The 20,081-nt window shown below is 44.6% G+C and carries 16 protein-coding genes and 2 pseudogenes; 10 read left to right on the plus strand and 8 right to left on the minus strand.

Going from position 1 to position 20,081, the window contains the following annotated elements; all coding sequences use genetic code 11:
• Positions 1-305: 305 nt before the first annotated feature.
• Positions 306-1,181: an N-acetylmuramoyl-L-alanine amidase-like domain-containing protein gene (locus tag IM496_RS16390; RefSeq protein WP_194017081.1), complete on the plus strand. Its 876-nt coding sequence runs from the start codon at positions 306-308 to the stop codon at positions 1,179-1,181.
• Here IM496_RS16390 and lpxC read toward each other — a convergent pair.
• The 3 genes from lpxC to IM496_RS16405 form a co-directional block, all read right to left on the minus strand.
• A complete protein-coding gene (gene lpxC, locus IM496_RS16395; RefSeq protein ID WP_194017083.1) occupies positions 1,178-1,990 on the minus strand; it encodes a UDP-3-O-acyl-N-acetylglucosamine deacetylase in 813 nt (270 codons plus the stop codon). The two genes, IM496_RS16390 and lpxC, sit on opposite strands and share 4 nt — an antisense overlap.
• Positions 1,991-2,068: 78 nt before the next feature.
• Positions 2,069-4,066: a BamA/TamA family outer membrane protein gene (locus tag IM496_RS16400; RefSeq protein WP_228009756.1), complete on the minus strand. Its 1,998-nt coding sequence runs from the start codon at positions 4,064-4,066 to the stop codon at positions 2,069-2,071.
• 361 nt (positions 4,067-4,427) lie between these two features.
• On the minus strand, positions 4,428-5,306 hold the full coding sequence (locus IM496_RS16405; RefSeq protein WP_194017087.1) for an Hpt domain-containing protein: 879 nt from the start codon (positions 5,304-5,306) through the stop codon (positions 4,428-4,430).
• Between the two features lie 629 nt (positions 5,307-5,935).
• On the opposite strand from IM496_RS16405, the gene IM496_RS16410 reads away from it, so the two are divergent.
• Together IM496_RS16410 and IM496_RS16415 are read left to right on the plus strand one after the other, a co-directional pair.
• The gene (locus tag IM496_RS16410) at positions 5,936-7,735 is read left to right on the plus strand and encodes an acyl-CoA dehydrogenase family protein (RefSeq protein WP_287662583.1); all 1,800 of its coding nucleotides are present in this window, start codon (positions 5,936-5,938) and stop codon (positions 7,733-7,735) included.
• Positions 7,713-8,075: an acyl carrier protein gene (locus IM496_RS16415; protein WP_194017089.1), complete on the plus strand. Its 363-nt coding sequence runs from the start codon at positions 7,713-7,715 to the stop codon at positions 8,073-8,075. Before IM496_RS16410 ends, IM496_RS16415 begins: the two co-directional genes overlap by 23 nt.
• Before the next feature lie 321 nt (positions 8,076-8,396).
• Here IM496_RS16415 and IM496_RS16420 read toward each other — a convergent pair whose 3' ends face one another.
• The 3 genes from IM496_RS16420 to IM496_RS16430 all read right to left on the minus strand — a co-directional run bounded on the left by IM496_RS16420 (position 8,397) and on the right by IM496_RS16430 (position 11,881).
• The gene (locus IM496_RS16420) at positions 8,397-9,020 is read right to left on the minus strand and encodes a cytochrome c oxidase subunit 3 (protein ID WP_002738397.1); all 624 of its coding nucleotides are present in this window, start codon (positions 9,018-9,020) and stop codon (positions 8,397-8,399) included.
• 189 nt (positions 9,021-9,209) lie between these two features.
• Positions 9,210-10,886 carry a cytochrome c oxidase subunit I gene (gene ctaD, locus IM496_RS16425; protein ID WP_002748499.1) on the minus strand — a complete coding sequence of 559 codons (1,677 nt, stop codon included), beginning with the start codon at positions 10,884-10,886 and terminating at the stop codon, positions 9,210-9,212.
• Positions 10,887-10,915: 29 nt separating this feature from the next.
• Positions 10,916-11,881, minus strand: a complete 966-nt coding sequence (locus IM496_RS16430) for a cytochrome c oxidase subunit II (protein WP_194015170.1) — start codon at positions 11,879-11,881, stop codon at positions 10,916-10,918.
• 314 nt (positions 11,882-12,195) lie between these two features.
• Here IM496_RS16430 and IM496_RS16435 point away from each other — a divergent pair, with 314 nt between their 5' ends.
• Together IM496_RS16435 and IM496_RS16440 are read left to right on the plus strand one after the other, a co-directional pair.
• On the plus strand, positions 12,196-13,107 hold the full coding sequence (locus IM496_RS16435) for a COX15/CtaA family protein (RefSeq protein ID WP_287662586.1): 912 nt from the start codon (positions 12,196-12,198) through the stop codon (positions 13,105-13,107).
• 125 nt (positions 13,108-13,232) lie between these two features.
• Complete coding sequence (locus IM496_RS16440) at positions 13,233-14,183, plus strand: heme o synthase (protein WP_194015174.1); 951 nt, start codon at positions 13,233-13,235, stop codon at positions 14,181-14,183.
• A 119-nt stretch (positions 14,184-14,302) separates the two neighbouring features.
• Here the strand turns inward: IM496_RS16440 and dnaA are convergent, their stop codons facing one another.
• The gene (dnaA, locus tag IM496_RS16445) at positions 14,303-15,637 is read right to left on the minus strand and encodes a chromosomal replication initiator protein DnaA (RefSeq protein ID WP_104397277.1); all 1,335 of its coding nucleotides are present in this window, start codon (positions 15,635-15,637) and stop codon (positions 14,303-14,305) included.
• 120 nt (positions 15,638-15,757) lie between these two features.
• Here dnaA and def point away from each other — a divergent pair, with 120 nt between their 5' ends.
• From def to hemB, 3 genes are all read left to right on the plus strand, one after another.
• Positions 15,758-16,300, plus strand: coding sequence for a peptide deformylase (def, locus tag IM496_RS16450; RefSeq protein WP_194015178.1), 543 nt, complete (start codon positions 15,758-15,760; stop codon positions 16,298-16,300).
• Positions 16,301-16,673: 373 nt separating this feature from the next.
• Positions 16,674-17,330 (plus strand): GTP cyclohydrolase I FolE, encoded by a 657-nt coding sequence (gene folE / locus IM496_RS16455; protein ID WP_002752393.1) that lies wholly within the window; start codon positions 16,674-16,676, stop codon positions 17,328-17,330.
• Between the two features lie 116 nt (positions 17,331-17,446).
• Positions 17,447-18,427 carry a porphobilinogen synthase gene (hemB, locus tag IM496_RS16460; protein ID WP_194015180.1) on the plus strand — a complete coding sequence of 327 codons (981 nt, stop codon included), beginning with the start codon at positions 17,447-17,449 and terminating at the stop codon, positions 18,425-18,427.
• On the opposite strand, the gene IM496_RS16465 is transcribed toward hemB, so the two are convergent.
• Entirely contained in the window at positions 18,424-19,032 is a 609-nt protein-coding gene (locus tag IM496_RS16465) for a chromophore lyase CpcT/CpeT (RefSeq protein WP_287662588.1), read from the minus strand. The genes hemB and IM496_RS16465 overlap by 4 nt on opposite strands.
• Positions 19,033-19,109: 77 nt before the next feature.
• Here IM496_RS16465 and IM496_RS16470 point away from each other — a divergent pair.
• Positions 19,110-19,328: pseudogene (locus IM496_RS16470) on the plus strand (DUF255 domain-containing protein); the annotation flags it as partial.
• Positions 19,329-19,434: 106 nt separating this feature from the next.
• Positions 19,435-19,776: pseudogene (locus IM496_RS16475) on the plus strand (DUF255 domain-containing protein); the annotation flags it as partial.
• Positions 19,777-20,081: the final 305 nt, after the last annotated feature.

Below are 20,081 nucleotides of genomic sequence, written 5' to 3' on the forward strand. Positions count from 1 at the left end.
AGTTTTTTCTTTGTCAGTAAGGGTGTCAACAAGGAATATTACAGATTGTTAACCGAGTCTTGAAAGCCATGTGCGACAAAGGTTTGAAATGTTAAGAAAGATGTGACTAAAGGACAGCTTATTAAGGGGGGATTAAGGGGGCAGGGGGGATCGAACCTAAAATCCATTTTTAATTTAATTATAACCACCTACTTATGTAGTAGAATACAATGAGAAATACCAGTTAAACCCAGCAGATTATAACTCTGACAGTTAATGTGTGTTAGTAGGTGATAAACCCTATTATTTTCAGTAATCGATCGACAATGTTTTTTAATTGGATAACTTTACCCTATTTATTAATTAATCCTGTTTTAATTCCCTTGAGTATAGCTCGATCGGAAACTATTCTTGCTCAAGAAGTCAGCGATCCTAATTATCAAAAACTGGTGCAGTACGCTCAAAATCAACAACTCGATCACCTAGCCATGGCTGATATAATCCAGAATATCGCCACTCAATTTTTAGGAGCAAAATATCAAGCAGGATTACTCAATCGCTCGGCAACAGAAAAATTATTTATCTCTTTAAAAGAGTTTGATTGTGTCCTGTTTGTGGAAACAGTTCTCGCTTTGAGTCACAATTTTGCTTTAAAAAATTATCAGTATTCTGCTTTTAGTCAGCAGGTTTTAAATCAACGTTATCGCCACGGTATTCTCGATGGTTATTGTAGTCGTCTGCATTACTTTTCCGATTGGATTAATGACAACCAAAAACGAGGTAATGTGGAAAATATAACTCAAAAATTAGGTGGAATTACTCTTAACAAAAAGCTCAACTTTATCAGCAAAAACCGCCCTCTATATCCCCAGTTAAAAACTCAAAATAATTACGATTGTATTCAACAGGTAGAACGGCAATTAGAAAGCTTATCCTTAACCTATATTCCCACCCCTAAGATTAAAGATATTTACCCACAACTACAGGCTGGATATATTATCGGTGTCGTGACTAATATCCCTGGTTTAGATACCACCCATACCGGTCTAGTTTATCGCTTTCCCGATGGCAAAATTGGCTTAATTCATGCCTCTCCTGCTGGTCAAGTTACCATTGCTAAAGACCTAAAAAAATATATCACTAAAGTTGACAAAGCCATCGGTATTTTTGTAGTTCGTCCCCTTGATCCAAGAAATAATTAACCCTGAATTGCTTGAGCTAATTGAACGTGGAGTTTATGACTGGCTTTAAAAGCCATGTAATGGGCAGTGGGAATGGTTCCCAGTAAACTTAAATCACCAATTAAGTCCAATAATTTATGTCTTGCTGGTTCATTATCAAAGCGTAAAGGAGGATTTAGCCATTGATTTTGATCGCAGACTAAAGCATTTTCTAAACTGCCTCCTTTAATTAAACCAGCCTTTTGCAGATACTCAATTTGATCGGCAAAACCAAAAGTCCGGGCAGACGCGATCGCATCTTGAAAACTTTCTTGATCAGGACTCCAACTATACCATTGATTACCGATCGGTTTATAGGTAAAATCGATCCCGTAGGTAAAACGTAATTCAGGGGAAGGAATCGCCGCCACAAAAGCATCTCCTTCGTACAACCAAATCGGTTGAGAAATAGTTAAATCTGATGGAGAAAAAGAGTTATCTAAACCAGCATTTTCGATCGCTTCCACCCAGATTTTGGCCGAACCATCAAGGAGAGGAATTTCCGCACCATCCACCTCAATGCGAGCATCCTCTACCCCCAAAGCGGTTAAGGCCGCTAATAAATGCTCAACGGTTCTAACTTTTGCTTCTCCTTGTCCCAATTCCGTTGATAAAGTCGTTTGGTAAACCGAAGAAACTAGAGCGGGAATAATCGGTTGATTGGCTAAATCTCTGCGGACAAAATAACGTCCTTCCCCGGGGTTTGCCTCACAGACGCGCACCCGTGTTATTTCCCCCGAATGCAGGCCAATTCCCGATAATTCAAATTGTTTAGCGATAGTAGAAACCATAATTATCAAGTAATAAAGCTTTTATCCGTGAACAACAAAAAGAACTAAATTTATCGATAACTGATAACTGATAACTGATTAGAATCGTTCCCCGATACCGAAATGGAGACGAGAACCACCATCGACATTAAAACCGTAGTCAACCCGAATTTGGCCGACGGGAGATTGTACCCGAACACCTAAACCGTAACCGAGACCAGTACCGGGTAAATCCCGGACAATCCCGGGTTGACCGGGGACATCCCCTTGGGAACCAACAGTAGTGCCGAAATCGACAAATAACGCCCCCCCGATAATTGCGACAATGGGAAAACGATATTCGGCCGTCGCTTGAAAATAACTGCGACCGCTACCCACTTCCCCCTCGGCGTAACCCCGTACAGAGTTACTACCCCCCACAATAAAAGCATCGTAGGGGGGTAAATCACCTAATACTGTCCCTGCTTGCACATTAAAAGCGAGGGATTGCTGACCTTTAAAGATATCGGTTTCAAAGAGATTAAAGGAATTAATAAACCGAACGGGGATAAAGTAACTGTAACTACCCCGAACACGAGTTCCGAAAATACTGCCAGAACCAACCGGGACAGTTTGTTCTAAACCTAGACGCAGGAAAGAACCACTGGTGGGCTGCAGGGGATTGTCGCGAAAATCTTGAATAGCACCAAAATTGAGGGAAAGTAGATCATCGGTCCCAGAGGAACTAAACGCCAGTTGTTGACTGCCAAAACCATTGAGAGGTGCCGACAGGGGGGAGATGTCACCATTGGCATTTTGCACCTGTACCTGTTGATAGTTAAAGCCTAGGGAAACCACCCATTTTGGTTTCGTAAACACATCGGGGGCCAAAGGACGGACAAAAGTAATACCGCCACCCGTCCGGACAATACGGGGACTATCGTTATCGTTCAGCGTCCGAATTGAGGAATTTTCGCCATCATAAACTAGAGAAATCGACTGTCGCCGGAAAACGTTCACTGTGTAGGAAGTGCGGAAATTATCCGTGGCAATCCAAGGATCGGAAAAACTCAGATCGAATAAAAATTCCCGTTCCCCTAACTGGACTTCTGCCCCTAAAGTTTGGTTATTACCGCCAAAATTGCGCTGTTGATAGCTAACAGTCCCGAATAGGCCCGCATTCGAGCTAATACCACCCCCAGCGGCCACGGAACCAGTATTACCTTCCACCACATCGACGTTAACAATCACCTCCCTTGGGTCGCTGCCGGGGGAAAAAGACAGACGCACATCCTCGAATAAACCGAGACCGAAAACACGCTGTAAATCCTGTTGGGCCGTATTGCGGTTGAAAATATCCCCCGCTTTTAGGCGCATTTCCCTAGTAATGATAAATTCTCTGGTTTTAGCCTTGACCGGTTCCTGTTCGACGTTAAAATAACGTACTTGAATTTTTTCGATTAAACCTTCGGAAATGACCAGAATCACCCGACCATCGGGAGTGACTTGCGGCGCACCAATCACCTGGGCTAGATCATAGCCGTTTTTGCTGTACCAGTCATTGATTTTTTTTACCCCCGCCTGTAATTCCCGCAAATTCAGGGTTTTGCCGTATTGACTGGCGAAAATTTCCTCGACCACCCCGGCAGGTAAAATCGATTTGTCCACGGTTTCCGGGGCAATTTGAATCTGTACACCCTGAAAAACGGGGTTAGGTTGCACCTCAAAGGTAACTCGCACCCCTAGGGGCGTATCTTGGGGAACTGCACGCACATCGGCAAAAAATCCCGTGGCAAAAACGGCGTTAATATCTTCTTGTAGTTGCGATCGAGTCGTGCTTCGTCCGGGTCGGGTGCGAATGGTATTATAAACTAGATTTTCTAATTCTCGATCGGCCCCTTGTACTACCACTTCAGCCACCAAAACTCGCGACTCCTCGGCCTGCGCTGGTGGGGAGGTTGGGGGAGTTTCTGGAGGGGTTGGGGTTTCCGTTGGGGTTTCCGGCGGAGTTTCCGTCGGTGGTGCCACGGGTGGAGTAGTTTCTCCCGTCGCGGGAGGAGACTGTACTAGCTGCTCGACGCGGGGAAAAACCGTCTCTGGGGGTTCTTCTTGGGCCATGACCGTCCCGTGAAATAATCCGAAAATAGCCAGCAGCAGGGCCAGCGAGGAGTATCGCCTCGAAAAATTGAGATTTTTAAGCACTTCCACACACCCAGTAACACCATTATGGTTTTGTTTGTTTTCTCTGCCCGAGAAATTTAACGAACGTTAAAACTCTAGCAGATCACTTACTCTCAGTAAATCCCAGCTTGACTGGTGACTCAAGAGATGCTGCCTCAGGTCTGATATTTGTCAGCCGTCAGCATTAAGTTTTTATCTTGCCATATCTTAGCTTTTTCTGGTTTGGCTCTACCCCAATTCACCATCGAGGATTATTGCCACCTCGGTTGGCGCACAATTAGTTACGCCGGGGCAGCTGTTAACGTCTCGTTTGTAATAACTGTACCAGTTGCGAGACCTGTTGGCGATTGAACATTTGTATCAGCGTACTAGCTACTAATTCCGGTTCCAGGGTAATCAGGATTTGTGGTAATTTGGCGGTGGCTAATAATTGCAATTCTTGACTGACGGTGATTTCTTCCCCGCGACCCCATTCTAATAAATCACTAGCTTGTTTTAATTCCTTAATAATAACTGGGGCGAGAGTACGATAGGAATGTTTGGGGTTAGCCAGGGCCGATTGGGCATTTTTAACTAAATATTGCCATTGTTGCTGTTCTGAAGCCAATTGAGACAGAGGTAAAACTAATTTTTGTAATTGCTGACGGGAAGCGCTGGTTTCTTGCTGTTTGAACAGTTGTAACATCTGTTTGAGGATATCTCTGACGCTGATAGAAATAGAAGAGGCCGCCGCAATAGCAGGGGTGGATTTTACTTGGCCCAGAAGATAGTTAAGATGGGCGTGTAATTCGGCAAAAGTTGCTTCACCGTTTTTAACGATAGCGTCAGCTTCCTCGCCTTGCAAACCCAAGGGACTCTGCAGCTTATCGATCAATATCTGAAGCAGATCATAACCCTTGAGGAACAAAGATTCTAATTTTTGATCCACTTCTAGGGGATTTTCTTTCAGTATTTTAAGAGCATCCTCAAGACGGTGAGCAGTTTTTTGGATACTGCCATAACCTAACATGGCCGCCCCCCCCTTGACGGAATGGACGGCACGAAACATCTCGTTCATCTGTTCATGGTTGTTGACGAGATTGCCTAAGTCTAAAATCCCCTGTTCCAAAGTTTCCAGGTGTTCTTTTGCTTCTTCGATGAAATAGCCGAGAATTTTCTGAGCGTTAGCAGAGTCCAAAGTCTTATCCCCTTTATCACGATGCTGTCTAGTCCTAGATTGCCCAGTTTTTCAGGAAATATATCAGTTATGAGGCAATGGCTAGGAAAACTAGCGGCTCTTCTGGTTTATGTGTGGAAACGAGGTCTATACTGATAGTCTCTTCCTCGGCTCGACTGAGCGTTCGTGTTAGTGAGCTTGTCGAACTACTGATCTCACGCCGAAGTCATAGAACATCCCAGCCACCAATCTCTCGAACCAATCCAAGAAAATAATTGAACTTATGCAAATAAGTAGTTTCTTTCAACATATACTCTCACTTCAAGTTGGCCATGGAGGCATCTAAATATTAATTAAACCGCTCCCTGCGGTCTATCAACCCCTTCTATCCTACCTATCCCCCCCATCGGTCTAACACCCCCTTAAGTAAGGCGGTTTCATCACCTCAATTTGGGCATAATTACCGTAGAGGGAGGGTAGTCTAGCACCCCACCCAAGGCGTTTCTAGCACATTTAAGGTAAAGGGGAAATTAAGAATTGTTGCCATTGTACGGCCAAAAGTCTAGAATGGTCATTAATTTTTGTGCATGGTCGGGTCTTCTAACCGAAGGCATTGACCAAAAACACATTGTATCTGTCCTAGAGGCACTATGAAAAAGCTTAAGCAATACTGGACTGCTGAAGCACTGGAAAAAGACTTAGGCGATCCTCTCAATCCCGATAACCCTCTATCCTACAAGCGGGTGATCGAAATTGACGAGAGCGAAGAATTTCCCCACGAGGAAATTCGCTGGTTATACGACTGGAAACTCCAACACTACTACATTCCCACAGATTGCGGCGGCGAATTCACCTCTTTTGAGGAATTTGTCGCTTTTGTGCGGGTACTTTCTCGACGGGATCAAACTATCGGCATCGCTTTTACTACCCTATTCTGGTCGTTTTTAAACTGGATGGCGGGAACCCCAGAACAGAAACAGAAGCTCGCCCGTTTTATCATGGATGACTATGGGGCGATGTGTCTGGGTTACTCGGAAAAGGAACACGGCAGCGATCTGATCAATGGTGATCTGACTGCGACGAAGGTGGAAGGAGGTTATATTCTCAATGGTGAGAAATGGCCGATTAACCGGGCGACTATCTCTGGAATTTCCTTTATTTTGGCGAAAACCGATGCTAACGGCGGGCCAAAGTGTTTAACCCTATTTATGGTCGATAAACGGCAATTAGACCCCGAAAAATACTATAATTTGCCGAAAATATACACTCATGGCGTGCGGGCCTCGGATATGAGTGGCATTGGTTTTAAAGATTGTTTCGTCCCCGATTCCATGCGTTTACGCGAGGAGGGAGACGGTTTAGAATTAGCCCTGAAAGGTTTCCAAATTACCCGAATGTTGTGCGCTGCTTTTTCCCACGGGGCAGCCGATACCGCTTTAAGAACTACCCTCGGTTTTGCCGTTAATCGGGTAATTTATAACAAAACTGTGATGGATTTGCCCCAACCCCGGCGCACTCTCGTGGATGCTTTCCTTGACATCCTCATTTGTGATTGCGAGACGATTCCGGCCGCGAGAGGTTTTCATATTATCCCCGAACAGTTTAGCGTCTGGGCTTCGGTGGTAAAATATTTTGTCACCGTCCGTCTGGAGGAGATGGTTAATAGTGTTTATGTGGTCTTGGGGTCGCGTTTTTATATGCGAGAAGAACACGAATTCGGCATCTTCCAGAAGCTACTGCGGGATAATTCGATTATCAGTATGTTTGACGGCAGTTCGATCGTCAATCTTCATGCTTTAATCCTACAATTGCGTCCTTTAACCAAATATCGGGCTAAACGCAACTCGCGCACCATGTCGGCGTTAAAAACCCGTTTAGAGGCGATTTTTAGCCTAGAAAAGTCAGTTCCTCCCTTTGAACCCAATAATTTAGAATTATTTGGCCGGGGAATGGATGATTCCCTGCAAGGTTTAGAGATTGCCCTTGATATGCTACAGGGATTGAAAGATTCTCAGGAGGTGGACCCGGAGGTATTAGAAAATCTATTGATGTTGGGTAATTTAGTTTTAGAGGAACTAAATGCTCACGATGAACAGATTAGCCAATCGAAATTCGAGTATGGTCACGACCAATCACCCGAATTGTTCGAGATTGCCAAGAAATACTGTACTTTACACGCCGCTTCTGCTTGTTTACACACTTGGCTTTATAATCGTTCCATCTTGGGTGAATTTTTTGCCCGGGGGGAATGGTTGGTGTTGAGTTTACACCGATTACTGCGAACTCTCCGGCCGCTACCTTACACTCTGTCTGAGGTGTATGTAGAAAATGTTGCCCAAGAATTGCTGAAATTATATCGAGAAAATCAACATTTTTCGATCGCCCCTTTTCAATTAGCCCCTTCACAAACTACCGAGGAAAAAACCCATGAACTCCAGCTCCAATCTTAATAATCTGGTACAAAATTGGTTAGTTAAACAGTTAGCCGATCAGTTATCTTTGGATGTAAAAACGATTAATGTGACTGAACCTTTAACCCGTTATGGTTTAGATTCGATCGATGCGGTAACGATGGTGGGTGATCTAGAAGATTGGGTAGGTCAAGAGTTACCTTCTACCCTTTTCTGGGATTATTCTACTATTGAAAAAGCGTCTCTTTTCCTAGTAGAAAACTACGATCTTTCTAATCTTTCCGGTGAGGAAACCCCCGCAGAAGTTGCTCCCGTCGCTGAAAAACCTGAACCGGCCGTTAGTGGTGGCAAAGGTTGGAGTTTATTCGGTCGTCGTTAATTTTAGGTGTAGGGTGGGTTAGGCGACGACAATTTATGCTAGGGAAAATTATCTAGTATTCGCCGTAACCCACCTATATTAGTTATCAATTGGCTCTGTTCTCTACTCACCAGTATAGGAATTGCTAAGTACCTAAACAAAATTAATTACCCATTTCTCCGTAAAGCAACAATCGCTGTATTTCTTTTCTGTTGCCCGTTCCGCAGTTCTGGAGTTCCCTCTCACCACTAGGAAATTTATTTTGTACGACTACTTATAAATTGAAATATACAAAAAAGGGCGATCACTTGATCGCCCTTTTCTCCTACTAAATAACAAAAATTAGCGTAAGATATACACCAGTAAAAACAGGATAATCCAGACCACATCGACGAAATGCCAGTATAATTCTGCTGCTTCCACACCAAAGTGAGATTGACTAGAATAGTGGTCTTTTTGACGAGAACGCCAGAGGACAGATAGAATCAGCACTAAACCGAAGGTAACGTGGAGACCGTGGAATCCGGTTAAGGCATAAAAAGCGCTGGTGAAAACATTAGTTGTCAGACCGAATTCAGCGTGATAATATTCGTATCCTTGACCACAAAGGAAGATAATTCCCATCAGGGCAGTAATACCGAACCACAATTGTAAACCGGCATTATTGTTTTGTTTAATCGCCTTTTGTCCTATGTGCATAACAAAACTACTGGACACCAGAATAATCGTGTTAATTGTCGGTAGGGTTAACTCTAATTCTGGCGTGCCGGCGGGGGGCCAAACGGGTAACATGGTACGATAGAACAAGAAAGCGGCAAATAAGCCTAAAAAGATGGAACTTTCCGCCACTAGAAACAAAACCACACCGAATAAGCGATGATCTGGGTGGCCATGATGCCCGTGTTCCACCGTTTCTTGATGATAATTGACAGATAGTTGAGAATCTTCGAGCGTTGAACCTTGCATAATTGAATATCCTTAGTTTACACGGGAGACGGGGAGTGGGGAGATGGGGGGATAGGGTGATAGGGGGATAGGGTGATAGGGAGATAGGGTGATAGGGAGATAGGGAAATTTCAGCTAAATTCCTCACTACCCCACTACCCCACTACCCCACTACCCCAACACCCAACCCCCAGGTCTAATCCCCCATAATTATTGGGATTCGGCGCCCACTTCGGCGAGGAGATCTTGTACTGATTCCTCTGCTTCCGATTCTTCCATATCAATACCGTAATCGTAGGGGCCAGACCAAAGAATCGGCATTTCCTCGAAATTCTCGATAATTGGGGGAGAGGAGGTTTGCCATTCTAGGGTTAAAGCGCGCCAAGGATTACGGCCGGCGGGTTGACCTTTAAAGGCACTCCAGACCATATTAATAGCGAAGGGAATACTCGATATACCGAGAATATAAGCCCCTGCGGTACTAAGAACATTTAAATCCTGAAACTGCACATCATACAGGGCAATACGACGGTTCATACCCAATAATCCCAATTCGTGCATCGGCATGAAAGTTAAATTCAAACCGATAAAACTGAGAACAAAGTGGATACGACCGAGAGTCTCGTTATACATCCGTCCGGTCATTTTCGGGAACCAATGGTAAACGGCAGAAAACAGGGCCATTGCCGTACCACCAAATAGTACATAGTGGAAGTGACCGACGACAAAATAGGTATCGTGGACGTGGATATCGAAGGGAACAGAAGCCAACATAATCCCGGTCAAACCACCGATGAGGAAGGAAGACAGGAAACCGATCCCAAATAATAAAGACGTATTGAGACTAAGTTTACCCCCCCAAAGAGTGGCACACCAACTAAAGATTTTAATGCCCGTGGGAACGGCGATTAACATAGTTGCCGCCATGAAAAACATCCGTAACCAGCCGGGGGTGCCGCTGGTGAACATATGGTGGGCCCAAACGATTAAACCCAAGAAACAGATGGTGAGACTGGAATAGGCGATCGCTCGATAACCAAAAATCGGTTTACGCGCATGAACTGGTAATATCTCCGAGATCGTGCCGAAAAAGGGCAAAATCATGATATAAACAGCAGGATGGGAGTAAAACCAGAACATATGCTGATAAACCACCGGATCGCCGCCGCCGGCAGGGTTAAAAAAGCTCGTGCCGGCGATTAAATCAAAGGACAAGAGAACGAGAGCAGAAGCGAGAACGGGGGTGGAAAGCAGTACCAGAGTCGAGGTGGCCAGCATTGCCCAACAAAATAGCGGCATACTGTACAAATCCATCTCAGGAATCCGCATTTTCAGGATCGTGGTGATGAAATTAATCGAGCCTAAAATCGAAGAAGTCCCGATCAATAAAAGGCTCAAAATCCACAATTCTTCGCCCCATTTGCCGCTAATTAAGCTCAAAGGTGGATAGGAAGTCCAACCGGACTGGGGTGCGCCGACAAAGAAACTGGATAATAATAGCAGCCCGCCGGGGGGATTAAGCCAGAAAGCCACGGCGTTAAGACGAGGAAAAGCCATATCTTCCGCCCCAATCATCAGGGGAATGAGATAATTGGCAAAACCCGCCCCAACCGGAACGATCCAAAGAAAGATCATGATCGTTCCGTGCATGGTCATGAATTGGTTATATAGTTCTGGGGAGACGAAATCGGGGTCGGGAGTGGCTAATTCTGTCCGCAGCACTTCCGCGAAAGCACCGCCAATAAAGAAGAAAAGAAAGGCAGTCACCAGATATTGAATACCGATGACTTTATGATCGGTGCAGAAAGTAAAGTAATCCGTCCACTTGCGGTGATGGATCACCTCGGGAACGGTTGCTGGGGTGGTTATTTCCGTTGATGCTGTCATAAGGCCAAGATTTTAGATGACAAGAAAAATTACATTTGCTGCTGATGGGCAACTTGGGCGAGGATTTCAGCGTCGATGCCCATTTCTTCGGTGTAGGGGGTCAAATATTGACTATCAGAGCGATCTTTAGTGGTCATGGCTACAGTTCGATCGCTGTCAACTTCGGCGATCGTGTTATCCTGCACCCATTGGTCGTAATCCCCTTGGGAGTGAACCACAAAGCTAGATTTCATGCCGCCGTGATAGGCCCCGCAAAGTTCCGCACAAATGATCGGATATTGACCAATTTGGTTGGATGTGAACGATAACACCGTTTCCTGTCCGGGGATAACGTCCTGTTTTAGACGCAATTGGGGAACCCAGAAAGCATGGATCACATCCCCTGCTTCCATATTCAGTTGCACGGGACGATTGACGGGAGCGTGCAGTTCTCCGGAAACAATGCCGGTTTCGGGATAGGTGAAGATCCAAGCGTATTGAATACCTTTAACATTGACCACTAGGGGGGGAACTCCTTCACCATCGTAGGAATTGCCGATACCTAGGGCTACTCTGCGATCGCCGCCCATGGCCATCATCGTGCCGTGGTGATGACCGTGGTGGGCGATTTCTCCTTTGCCACCCTTGGAAATCAAGGGATCGAGACCGCCGATATTGTTATAAATCTCGAAGCTATAGACGGCAAGGATAAAAACGATTACCGTCGGGATGGCTGTCCAGAAGATTTCTAGGGGGACATTGCCCTCCACTGCCGGCCCGTCGGTTTGATCCCCCGGTTTGCGGCGAAAGCGAATCACTATATAGATAATCACGCCTTCAACTATTAAAAATAGTCCCGTGGCGATGGTCATCATCAGATTAAAGATATTATCTATCTCCTGAGCATCTTCAGAAGCGGCCACAGGCATTAAGCCATGATTTTGGCCATACCAGAGACTAATTAAGGTTAAGGTGATCCCGAGTACGAGCGTCAGGATACTGCTGGGAATTTTCACGGTCTTTTCAATATTTTTAATAGTGGCTACTTATTCAAGGCTAAAACATGATTCCCCTATAGATGGGAAATTTAACCAGCATCTTCTGAGAATTTTATCTTTTCTTTGGGATCGTTTTCAGGGAAAGTATTTAAAATAACTAATTTTTATGTTTTATTCTGAGTTTATGTAAACAAATGTAACGGAAATGGCCAGAAATCTAAAGAATATCTAAAAGGTTTTACCTGTCGTAAAAAAACTCATTCACAGTGATAACTAACTGGCAAACCAAGCCAGTATCTTTGATGACAGACTCCTTGAGAACAGGCAAACCGATGACCGAATCTGTTTTTAACCCGACACCCCTAAGAGAAACTGGTAATATTCAGGTGTGGATGCGCCGCTTAGTCTGGAAAATTGCGATCGCTACTTTCGCCCTCATGGTGGTGGGCGCTGCCACCAGAGTTATGAACGCCGGTTTAGCTTGTCCCGATTGGCCTCTCTGTTACGGTCAATGGATTCCCAGTCAGCAGATGAATCTACAGGTATTTCTGGAGTGGTTTCATCGTCTCGATGCCTCTTTGATCGGGTTTAGTACGATCGCTCTTGTCGGTCTGTCTTGGTGGTATCGTCGCCATCTTCCCTCTTGGCTGTTGCCCTCGGCGATCGCTGCCTTGGCTTTAATTCTCCTGCAAGGAGTCCTGGGAGGATTAACCGTCACCCAATTACTGCGATTTGACATCGTAACGGCCCATTTAGCCACAGCTTTGCTCTTTTTTGCCACCCTAATCGTCATTGCTATCGGTCTGACTCCCTACCGTGGCACAGGTATGGTCGGGAAACTAACCGGGATGGGAATGGTCGCTACCGGTCTAGTTTATCTGCAATGTCTCCTCGGCGGTCTTGTCGGTTCCCGTTGGGCTGCCCATCAGTGTTTAACGGTTTCCCAACTCTGCACGGTGATGAATAGCCACATTATCGGGGTTTTTCCCGCCACTATCTCGGTGTTAACCCTAGTTTTCTTCGCTTGGCGAGCTGCCGCTATCCATCCTCTCCTCAAAAAACTAGCTTTTAGTGCCGGGGGATTAGTCGCCCTACAGGTGTTTTTAGGCGTTGCCACCCTGAAACTACATCTCCAGGTGGAACCCTTAACCATTACCCACCACAGCATCGGTGCGCTATTGGTGGCAACCCTCGTCGCTTTTACCACTTTTGCCCTTCGCGATCGTTCTTTCGCACCTAAGTAACCAGACACAATTAATTGCACATATCTAAACACCTCTTGCCTTTTGCCTCTTGCCTTTTGCCCATCCTAACCAAGAAGTTAATTTTGTCCCATTACTTATAAGCCATCTCTAAGGATTTAATCACGATGACTGGAACTCAAGCCCTTCGCCACCACGATAATTTTTTACAAGTCGCTAAAAGTTATTATCAACTCACCAAACCCCGAATTATTCCTCTACTGCTGATTACTACGGCCGCTTCTATGGAAATCGCCTCCAAAGGTCAGGTTTCCCCCCTCTTACTCTTTCTTACCCTCCTCGGTGGCACTCTTGCCGCCGCCGCCGCTCAAACCTTAAACTGCATCTATGATCGCGACATCGATCACACCATGCTTCGTACTCGCGCCCGTCCGATCCCCTCCGGTCGCGTGCAACCCCTCCACGCCCTCATTTTTGCCCTCGTTTTAGCCTCCCTTTCCCTAGCACTTTTTGTCTTTTTTGTCAATACTTTGAGCGGATTTTTAGCAATGACCGGCATCGCATTTTATATGCTGATTTATACCCATCTGCTCAAGCGTCATAGTATCCAAAATATTGTTATCGGTGGCGCAGCTGGCTCGATTCCTCCCCTCGTCGGTTGGGCGGCAGTAACGGGCGATCTCGGTTGGATTCCCTGGATTTTATTCGCCATTATTTTTCTTTGGACTCCTCCCCATTTTTGGGCTTTAGCTTTAATGATCAAGGATGATTATGCAGAAGTAGATATCCCGATGATGCCCGTGGTTAAAGGGGAAGAAGCCACTAGCGAGCAGATTTGGCTCTATACTTTAATCGTCGTTCCTTTCACTTTCCTCCTGATTTATCCCTTGGCTGCCTGTGGTGTGGTTTATGGTGTAGCGGCTTTGGTTTTAGGGTTTGTTTTCCTGAAAAAAGCTTGGCGATTAAAACAGAATCCTTTTGATCGGGACATGGCTCGATCACTGTTTAAATATTCCATTCTTTACATGATGTTATTATGTACAGCTATGGTGATCGATAGTTTACCCATGACCGCTCGTCTCCTCGCTACAATTGCCAGTTTATTGTCCTGTAGTTAATCTCAGTTATCAGTTATCAGTTATCAGTTATCAGTTATCAGATGTGAGTTTTCAGTTCACTGATTACTGTTTACTGAAAAACCCCATCTCCCCAATTCATAATTCATAATTCGCCCCGACTACTGATTGCGACTGAGGGAGTTAATTCGCTCGATTAATTGGGCTAAGATGTCTTGTAATTGTCGGTCTTGATGTTGGGAAAGATTGATTTTATCACAGCTATAAATAACGGTGGTGTGATCTTTACCGCCAAATTCTTCGCCAATGCGCGGTAAACTTAAATCCGTGTGTTGACGCATCAAATACATCCCAATCTGTCGAGCAAAACTAATTTCTCGTCGGCGGGAATTTCCCTTTAGATCAGCGATCGAGAGTTGAAACTTTTCCGCTACTACCGCCATAATAATCTCAGGAGAAGTGGCAATTTTGGCCATTGGTGGATTTAAAACCGGCGCGATATTTTCTACCGTCATCGGCAATCCGGAGATAGAAATATAAGTAGTAGCCCGGATTAATGCCCCCTCTAATTCGCGAATATTAGAAGTATAATTAACGGCAATATATTCGATAACTTCTCGTGGGAGACGCAGATTTTCGTACTCGGCCTTTTTTTGTAAAATTGCCATACGAGTTTCGATATCCGGTGCTTGGATATCGGCGACTAATCCCATAGAAAAGCGAGAAATTAAACGATCCTGTAAACTGGGAATCTGTTTGGGCAGGCGATCGGAGGCTAAAACCACCTGTTTTCCCGCTTCGTGCAGGGTATTAAAGGTATGAAAAAATTCTTCTTGAGTGTATTCTTTTCCTTCAATAAATTGCAGATCATCCACTAATAATATGTCAGCATGGCGATAATGATTACGAAAACTTTCCATACTATCTTGACGGATAGCGGTGATTAAATCATTCGTAAATTGTTCCGTCGATACATAAAAAACCCTAGATTGAGGATATAATTCTAGACGATAATGACCGATCGCTTGCATTAAATGGGTTTTACCTAATCCCACCCCACCACAGAGAAAAAGCGGGTTAAATTCGCGTCCGGGTAATTCCGCCACCGCTAAAGCAGCTGCGTGGGCCATGCGATTAGTTGGACCGACAACAAAACGGGAAAAATTATATTTAGGGTTAAGTTGATTGGTGGGAGATAATTCTGATTCTAAGCTAGTGTTGGGCTGGAAAATAGCGATCAAATCGCCCTGTTGTGCCGTTAATTGAATCTCGACGGGATAACCGACGATATCCTCCACTACTTCAGCAATTGTTGACAGATAATTTTTCTGAAGATGGTTAAGAATAAAAGGATTGGCAGCCTGAATTACTAAGCGATCGTTTTGCCATTCTTTAACCGTCGCCGTTTGAAACCAAGTCTCGAAAGCGGGACGGGTTAATAGTAATTTTAGACGCTCTAGGAGATTATGCCAAAGTTGTTGGGCGCTGCTATCCACGATTAATTTTGATTAACAAAGTTGCTCTAGTGCTGCTGCGGGGAAACCTTATCAGTTTAGCGAGATTTTGCCGTTGACGATAAAATAATTTTCAGAGGAAAACAATTAATCTTTAGACAGATGACGCAAGTTTTAACAATCACCCAATTAGGAAATCCAATTCTAGAGCAAAAAGCAGCAGCGATCGATAATCTTCTCGATGCTGACTGTCAAAATTTGATCGATTCCCTGATTACCACCGTACAAGCTGCCCACGGGGTAGGAATTGCCGCGCCCCAAGTTGCTCGATCTCTGCGTCTGTTTATCGTTGCTTCTCACCCCAATCCTCGTTATCCCGACGCTCCGATCATGCAGGCCACTGCCATGATTAATCCTCGCATTTTGCAGGTGAGCGAGGAAATGGTCAAGGGTTGGGAAGGTTGTCTCAGTGTCCCCAATTGGCGCGGTTTTGTCCCCCGTCATCAGTGGATTGAGGTGGCCTATTATGATCGCAATGGTCGGGAAATCCGTCAAGTTTTCAGGGATTTTGTCGCGCGCATCTTTCAACACGAATACGATCATCTGGAAGGAATCCTCTTTCTCGATCGCCTTGCTTCTCCGGCGGATTTATACTCGGAGGAAGAATACCATAAAATCAGGAATATTGCTGAATATAAGCGATAAAATCGCAAAATCTGCCTATCTCTTCAAAATAAGTTAAATAACTCAACGGGACTATTTTATCTGGCGACAAAATTTTTGTTGGTAAATCTAAATTGTTTGTTAAAATGATAACGATTATCATTCTAGGAAGTCCAAGATAGCAAACAAACGAACTACTTGACAAGATAGACTAATTATGTAGTAGAACTCTGCCTGCCCTCAATATTTCCGCACCGGAGATAACCCCAAAGACGAGGGAATAACCCGATAGCTTTCATTAGTTATCGTCTAGATGCCCAGAAAAATAAATACTCTAGCAAAGGGTATTTATTGACATTGGTAAAATCAGAAAACTTTGCCGATCAATTAACTATTGGAGTCCGGAAAAATATCTATGACCTTAGCTAAATCCAAAGCAATTTTTGACAATGATGACTACAATCACTTTCCCGAAGTGATTACCGAACCTAAATCGCCGGTATCGGAAGCCGAGATGATGCAAGCGGTACGAACACTGCTGTTAGGATTAGGAGAAGATCCCGATCGCGAAGGTTTACGAGACACTCCCAAACGAGTAGTAAAAGCCCTAAAATTTCTCACTTCTGGTTATCAGCAATCCCTGGATGAATTGCTGAATGGGGCAGTTTTTCACGAGGATGCTAACGAGATGGTTTTAATCCGAGACATCGATATTTTTAGCTCCTGTGAACACCATATTTTACCAATTATCGGCCGCGCTCATGTTGCCTATATTCCTAACGGGAAAGTGATCGGTTTATCGAAAATTGCCCGCATCTGTGAAATGTACGCCAGACGACTGCAAGTACAGGAACGTTTAACCGCACAAATTGCCGATGCTTTGCAAGGATTACTACAACCTCAAGGGGTAGCTGTGGTGATTGAAGCGACTCATATGTGTATGGTAATGCGCGGGGTTGAAAAACCCGGTTCTTGGACTTCTACGAGTGCCGTGCGCGGTATTTTTGCCGATTCTGCTAAGACTCGTCAAGAGTTTATGAGTTTGATTCGTCATAGTCCCGATTTTCACTAATTAGTCAGGGGGATCAGGATTATTTGATCGTCCTATCCCCGGTTTTTGCCTAGGTAAAAAACTAGAGCAAAACCAGCTATTTACTGTTTACTTTTTATTTTTAACTCGCTGTTATCATGCTGATTCGTCCCCGTCGTCTTCGTTATACTCCAGCGATTCGCCGTCTTGTTCGTGAAACTGAATTAACCGTTAATGACTTGATTTATCCCCTCTTTATCATGGAGGGAGAAAATCAAAAGGTGGCTATTCCTTCTATGCCCGATTGTTATCGTTATTCCCTCGATTTATTGCTCAAAGAAGTAGTTAATGCTTATAATTTAGGCATTAATGCCATCGCTCTTTTCCCCCTGATTCCCGAAGATAAAAAAGATAATTTCGGTAGAGAAAGTTATAATCCCGATGGTTTAGTGCCAAGGGCAGTGAAAGCGATCAAAAAAGAAGTCCCTGAAATAATTATTATCACCGATGTAGCCCTCGATCCTTTTTCGATTTATGGTCATGATGGTATTGTGGAGGACGGGAAAATTCTCAACGATGAAACCCTAGAAGTTTTAGTGAAAATGTCGCTCTCGCAAGCGGCGGCCGGGGCTAATTTCGTCGCTCCTTCCGATATGATGGATGGTAGGGTTGGGGCGATCCGTCGAGCTTTAGATGCGGCTGGCTATTTAGATGTGGGAATTCTCGCTTATACGGCTAAATATGCCTCTGCTTATTATGGTCCCTTCCGAGATGCCTTAGAATCAGCACCAAAATTTGGTGATAAGAAAACCTATCAAATGGATGGGGCTAATAGTCGGGAAGCGTTACGGGAAGCCAGTTTAGACATAACAGAAGGGGCAGATATTATTATGGTTAAGCCCGCTCTGGCCTACCTCGATATTATCCGTCGTCTGCGCGATAGTAGCCATCTTCCCGTCGCCGCTTACAACGTCAGTGGTGAATACGCAATGATTAAAGCGGCGGCAAAACAGGGCTGGATTGACGAAAAAAGCCTGATTTTGGAAACTTTAACCAGTATGAAACGAGCTGGGGCTGATTTGATTTTGACCTATTTTGCTGCCGATGTGGCATTAATGAAACAGGAAAGCCGATTTTAGGGTTTTTGCCAGCGAAATTGATAGAAATTATCCTGCGCTCCCCATACCTGCCGGCCAAGGCTATCATAACCTCGATCGCTGGTATCCATGCCCTGGGAATGTAGAATAATTGTATTAGTTATTTTCACCGCACCTCTGGCATTAGTGGGACAACCCTGGGGGGGAGTTTCTCCCCGATAACCCCCCGCTATCGGTTTTAAAAACACAGTACACACCGACTCGCCCAAATCTGAGACATTTAATTTTCTTTCTGTCAAGTCTTTGTTACAAAAATTAATAAAGTTAGGGGCATTATTTAACTTATAAGCTTTTGATTCCACAGTGGAATTATCGGGGCTAGGTTGAATGACTAAAATTCTTTGACGATAGGGTTGATTTAAGCGATCGATAATTGCCTGTTCCTGATAAAGATAAATACTATCCTGTTTGGGGGAAAAATCCACGGCACAGGTAGTCATTTGCACCTTAGCAATGCGGGGGTTAGTCTGCGCTTGTTGCGTCGTATCCATAACCCCAATTAAATGATTAGCCACCCCCTGCACTTGCGGGTTAAGGGGCAAAGATTGAGTGAGAAAAAATCCTAGGGCGATCGAAGTTTTCAGCATGAGCAGAGGCTTGATTCCAGTTAGTCTCTAATTAGCTTAAACTAATAAGCAGCAAGAGCAAAAATACCCCTTTTCCCATCGCTAATCATCTGGCTGCATCCGAAAGTCTTTACCTGCGAAAACACGCCGAAAACCCGATCGATCGGTGGTATTGGTGTGACAGCACCCTAGAAATTGCCAGGAGAAAAGATAAACCGATCTTTCTCTCGATCGGTTATTCTAGCTGTCATTGGTGTACGGTTATGGAAGGAGAGGCTTTTTCCGGTCGGGCCATTGCCGATTATCTCAATCAGTATCTTTGGGGTTGTCAGATCAGAATATGAAAGATGCAATGCAATCCTTGCTATCAAAGTAATTTGAGTTCCAAGCTGATTCGGATCATCTTTCAATTTGACAACGCCGTATCTTTTGCCGATCAAAGTTGATCGCGAAGAAAGACCGGACATCGATAGTATCTATATGCAAGCATTGCAGATGATGGTCGGTCAAGGGGGTTGGCCTCTGAATGTATTCCTAACACCCGATAGTTTAATTCTCTTCTATGGTGGCACCTATTTTCCCGTGCAACCGCGCTTTAACCGGACTGGTTTTCTGCAAGTGTTGCAATCTGTACGTCGCTATTATGACGAGGAAAAGGAGAAATTAAGCAAATTTACGGCCGAAATGCTGGGCGCACTGCGTCAATCAGCTATTTTACCGCGAGCAGAAACCAATTTAGCCGCTCCTTCCCTTTTAGTCACAGGAAGTGTGAGCGCTCAATCCCATCAGTTGCCTGACGGTAGCGTTGTTCTAATTCGTCAATACTCAGATGGGGGATAATGCTGATTCGTTTGGGCATAGTGGGGTAGCAATCGCAACTCTTCTACATTAGGTGCATTTAAGCTGACTTGATATGAGAATCGCTCCCCCTAGCCTGCATTATTCACCAACTGGCAAAAACCTGATTGTGAGGACATCTCAAAAAACAGACTGTTTTTCAGCCAGATCGCTAGATGAACTTCTTGCCAAGGCTTTCGAGGATTTTCCAAAGTCTTCATGAATAATGCAGG

Source organism: Microcystis sp. M049S2 (assembly GCF_020245625.1).
GTDB lineage: Bacteria > Cyanobacteriota > Cyanobacteriia > Cyanobacteriales > Microcystaceae > Microcystis > Microcystis ichthyoblabe_A.

What these genes read in the sequence shown, in the direction of transcription:
- lpxC (WP_194017083.1), bottom strand. Translation starts at nt 1,990, where the DNA reads ATGGTTTCTACTATCGCTAAACAATTTGAATTATCGGGAATTGGCCTG.
- IM496_RS16390 (WP_194017081.1), top strand. Translation starts at nt 306, where the DNA reads ATGTTTTTTAATTGGATAACTTTACCCTATTTATTAATTAATCCTGTT.
- IM496_RS16465 (WP_287662588.1), bottom strand. Translation starts at nt 19,032, where the DNA reads ATGCTGAAAACTTCGATCGCCCTAGGATTTTTTCTCACTCAATCTTTG.
- ctaD (WP_002748499.1), bottom strand. Translation starts at nt 10,886, where the DNA reads ATGACAGCATCAACGGAAATAACCACCCCAGCAACCGTTCCCGAGGTG.
- IM496_RS16420 (WP_002738397.1), bottom strand. Translation starts at nt 9,020, where the DNA reads ATGCAAGGTTCAACGCTCGAAGATTCTCAACTATCTGTCAATTATCAT.
- IM496_RS16410 (WP_287662583.1), top strand. Translation starts at nt 5,936, where the DNA reads ATGAAAAAGCTTAAGCAATACTGGACTGCTGAAGCACTGGAAAAAGAC.
- folE (WP_002752393.1), top strand. Translation starts at nt 16,674, where the DNA reads ATGACCTTAGCTAAATCCAAAGCAATTTTTGACAATGATGACTACAAT.
- def (WP_194015178.1), top strand. Translation starts at nt 15,758, where the DNA reads ATGACGCAAGTTTTAACAATCACCCAATTAGGAAATCCAATTCTAGAG.
- IM496_RS16440 (WP_194015174.1), top strand. Translation starts at nt 13,233, where the DNA reads ATGACTGGAACTCAAGCCCTTCGCCACCACGATAATTTTTTACAAGTC.
- IM496_RS16415 (WP_194017089.1), top strand. Translation starts at nt 7,713, where the DNA reads ATGAACTCCAGCTCCAATCTTAATAATCTGGTACAAAATTGGTTAGTT.
- IM496_RS16435 (WP_287662586.1), top strand. Translation starts at nt 12,196, where the DNA reads ATGACCGAATCTGTTTTTAACCCGACACCCCTAAGAGAAACTGGTAAT.
- hemB (WP_194015180.1), top strand. Translation starts at nt 17,447, where the DNA reads ATGCTGATTCGTCCCCGTCGTCTTCGTTATACTCCAGCGATTCGCCGT.
- IM496_RS16400 (WP_228009756.1), bottom strand. Translation starts at nt 4,066, where the DNA reads ATGGCCCAAGAAGAACCCCCAGAGACGGTTTTTCCCCGCGTCGAGCAG.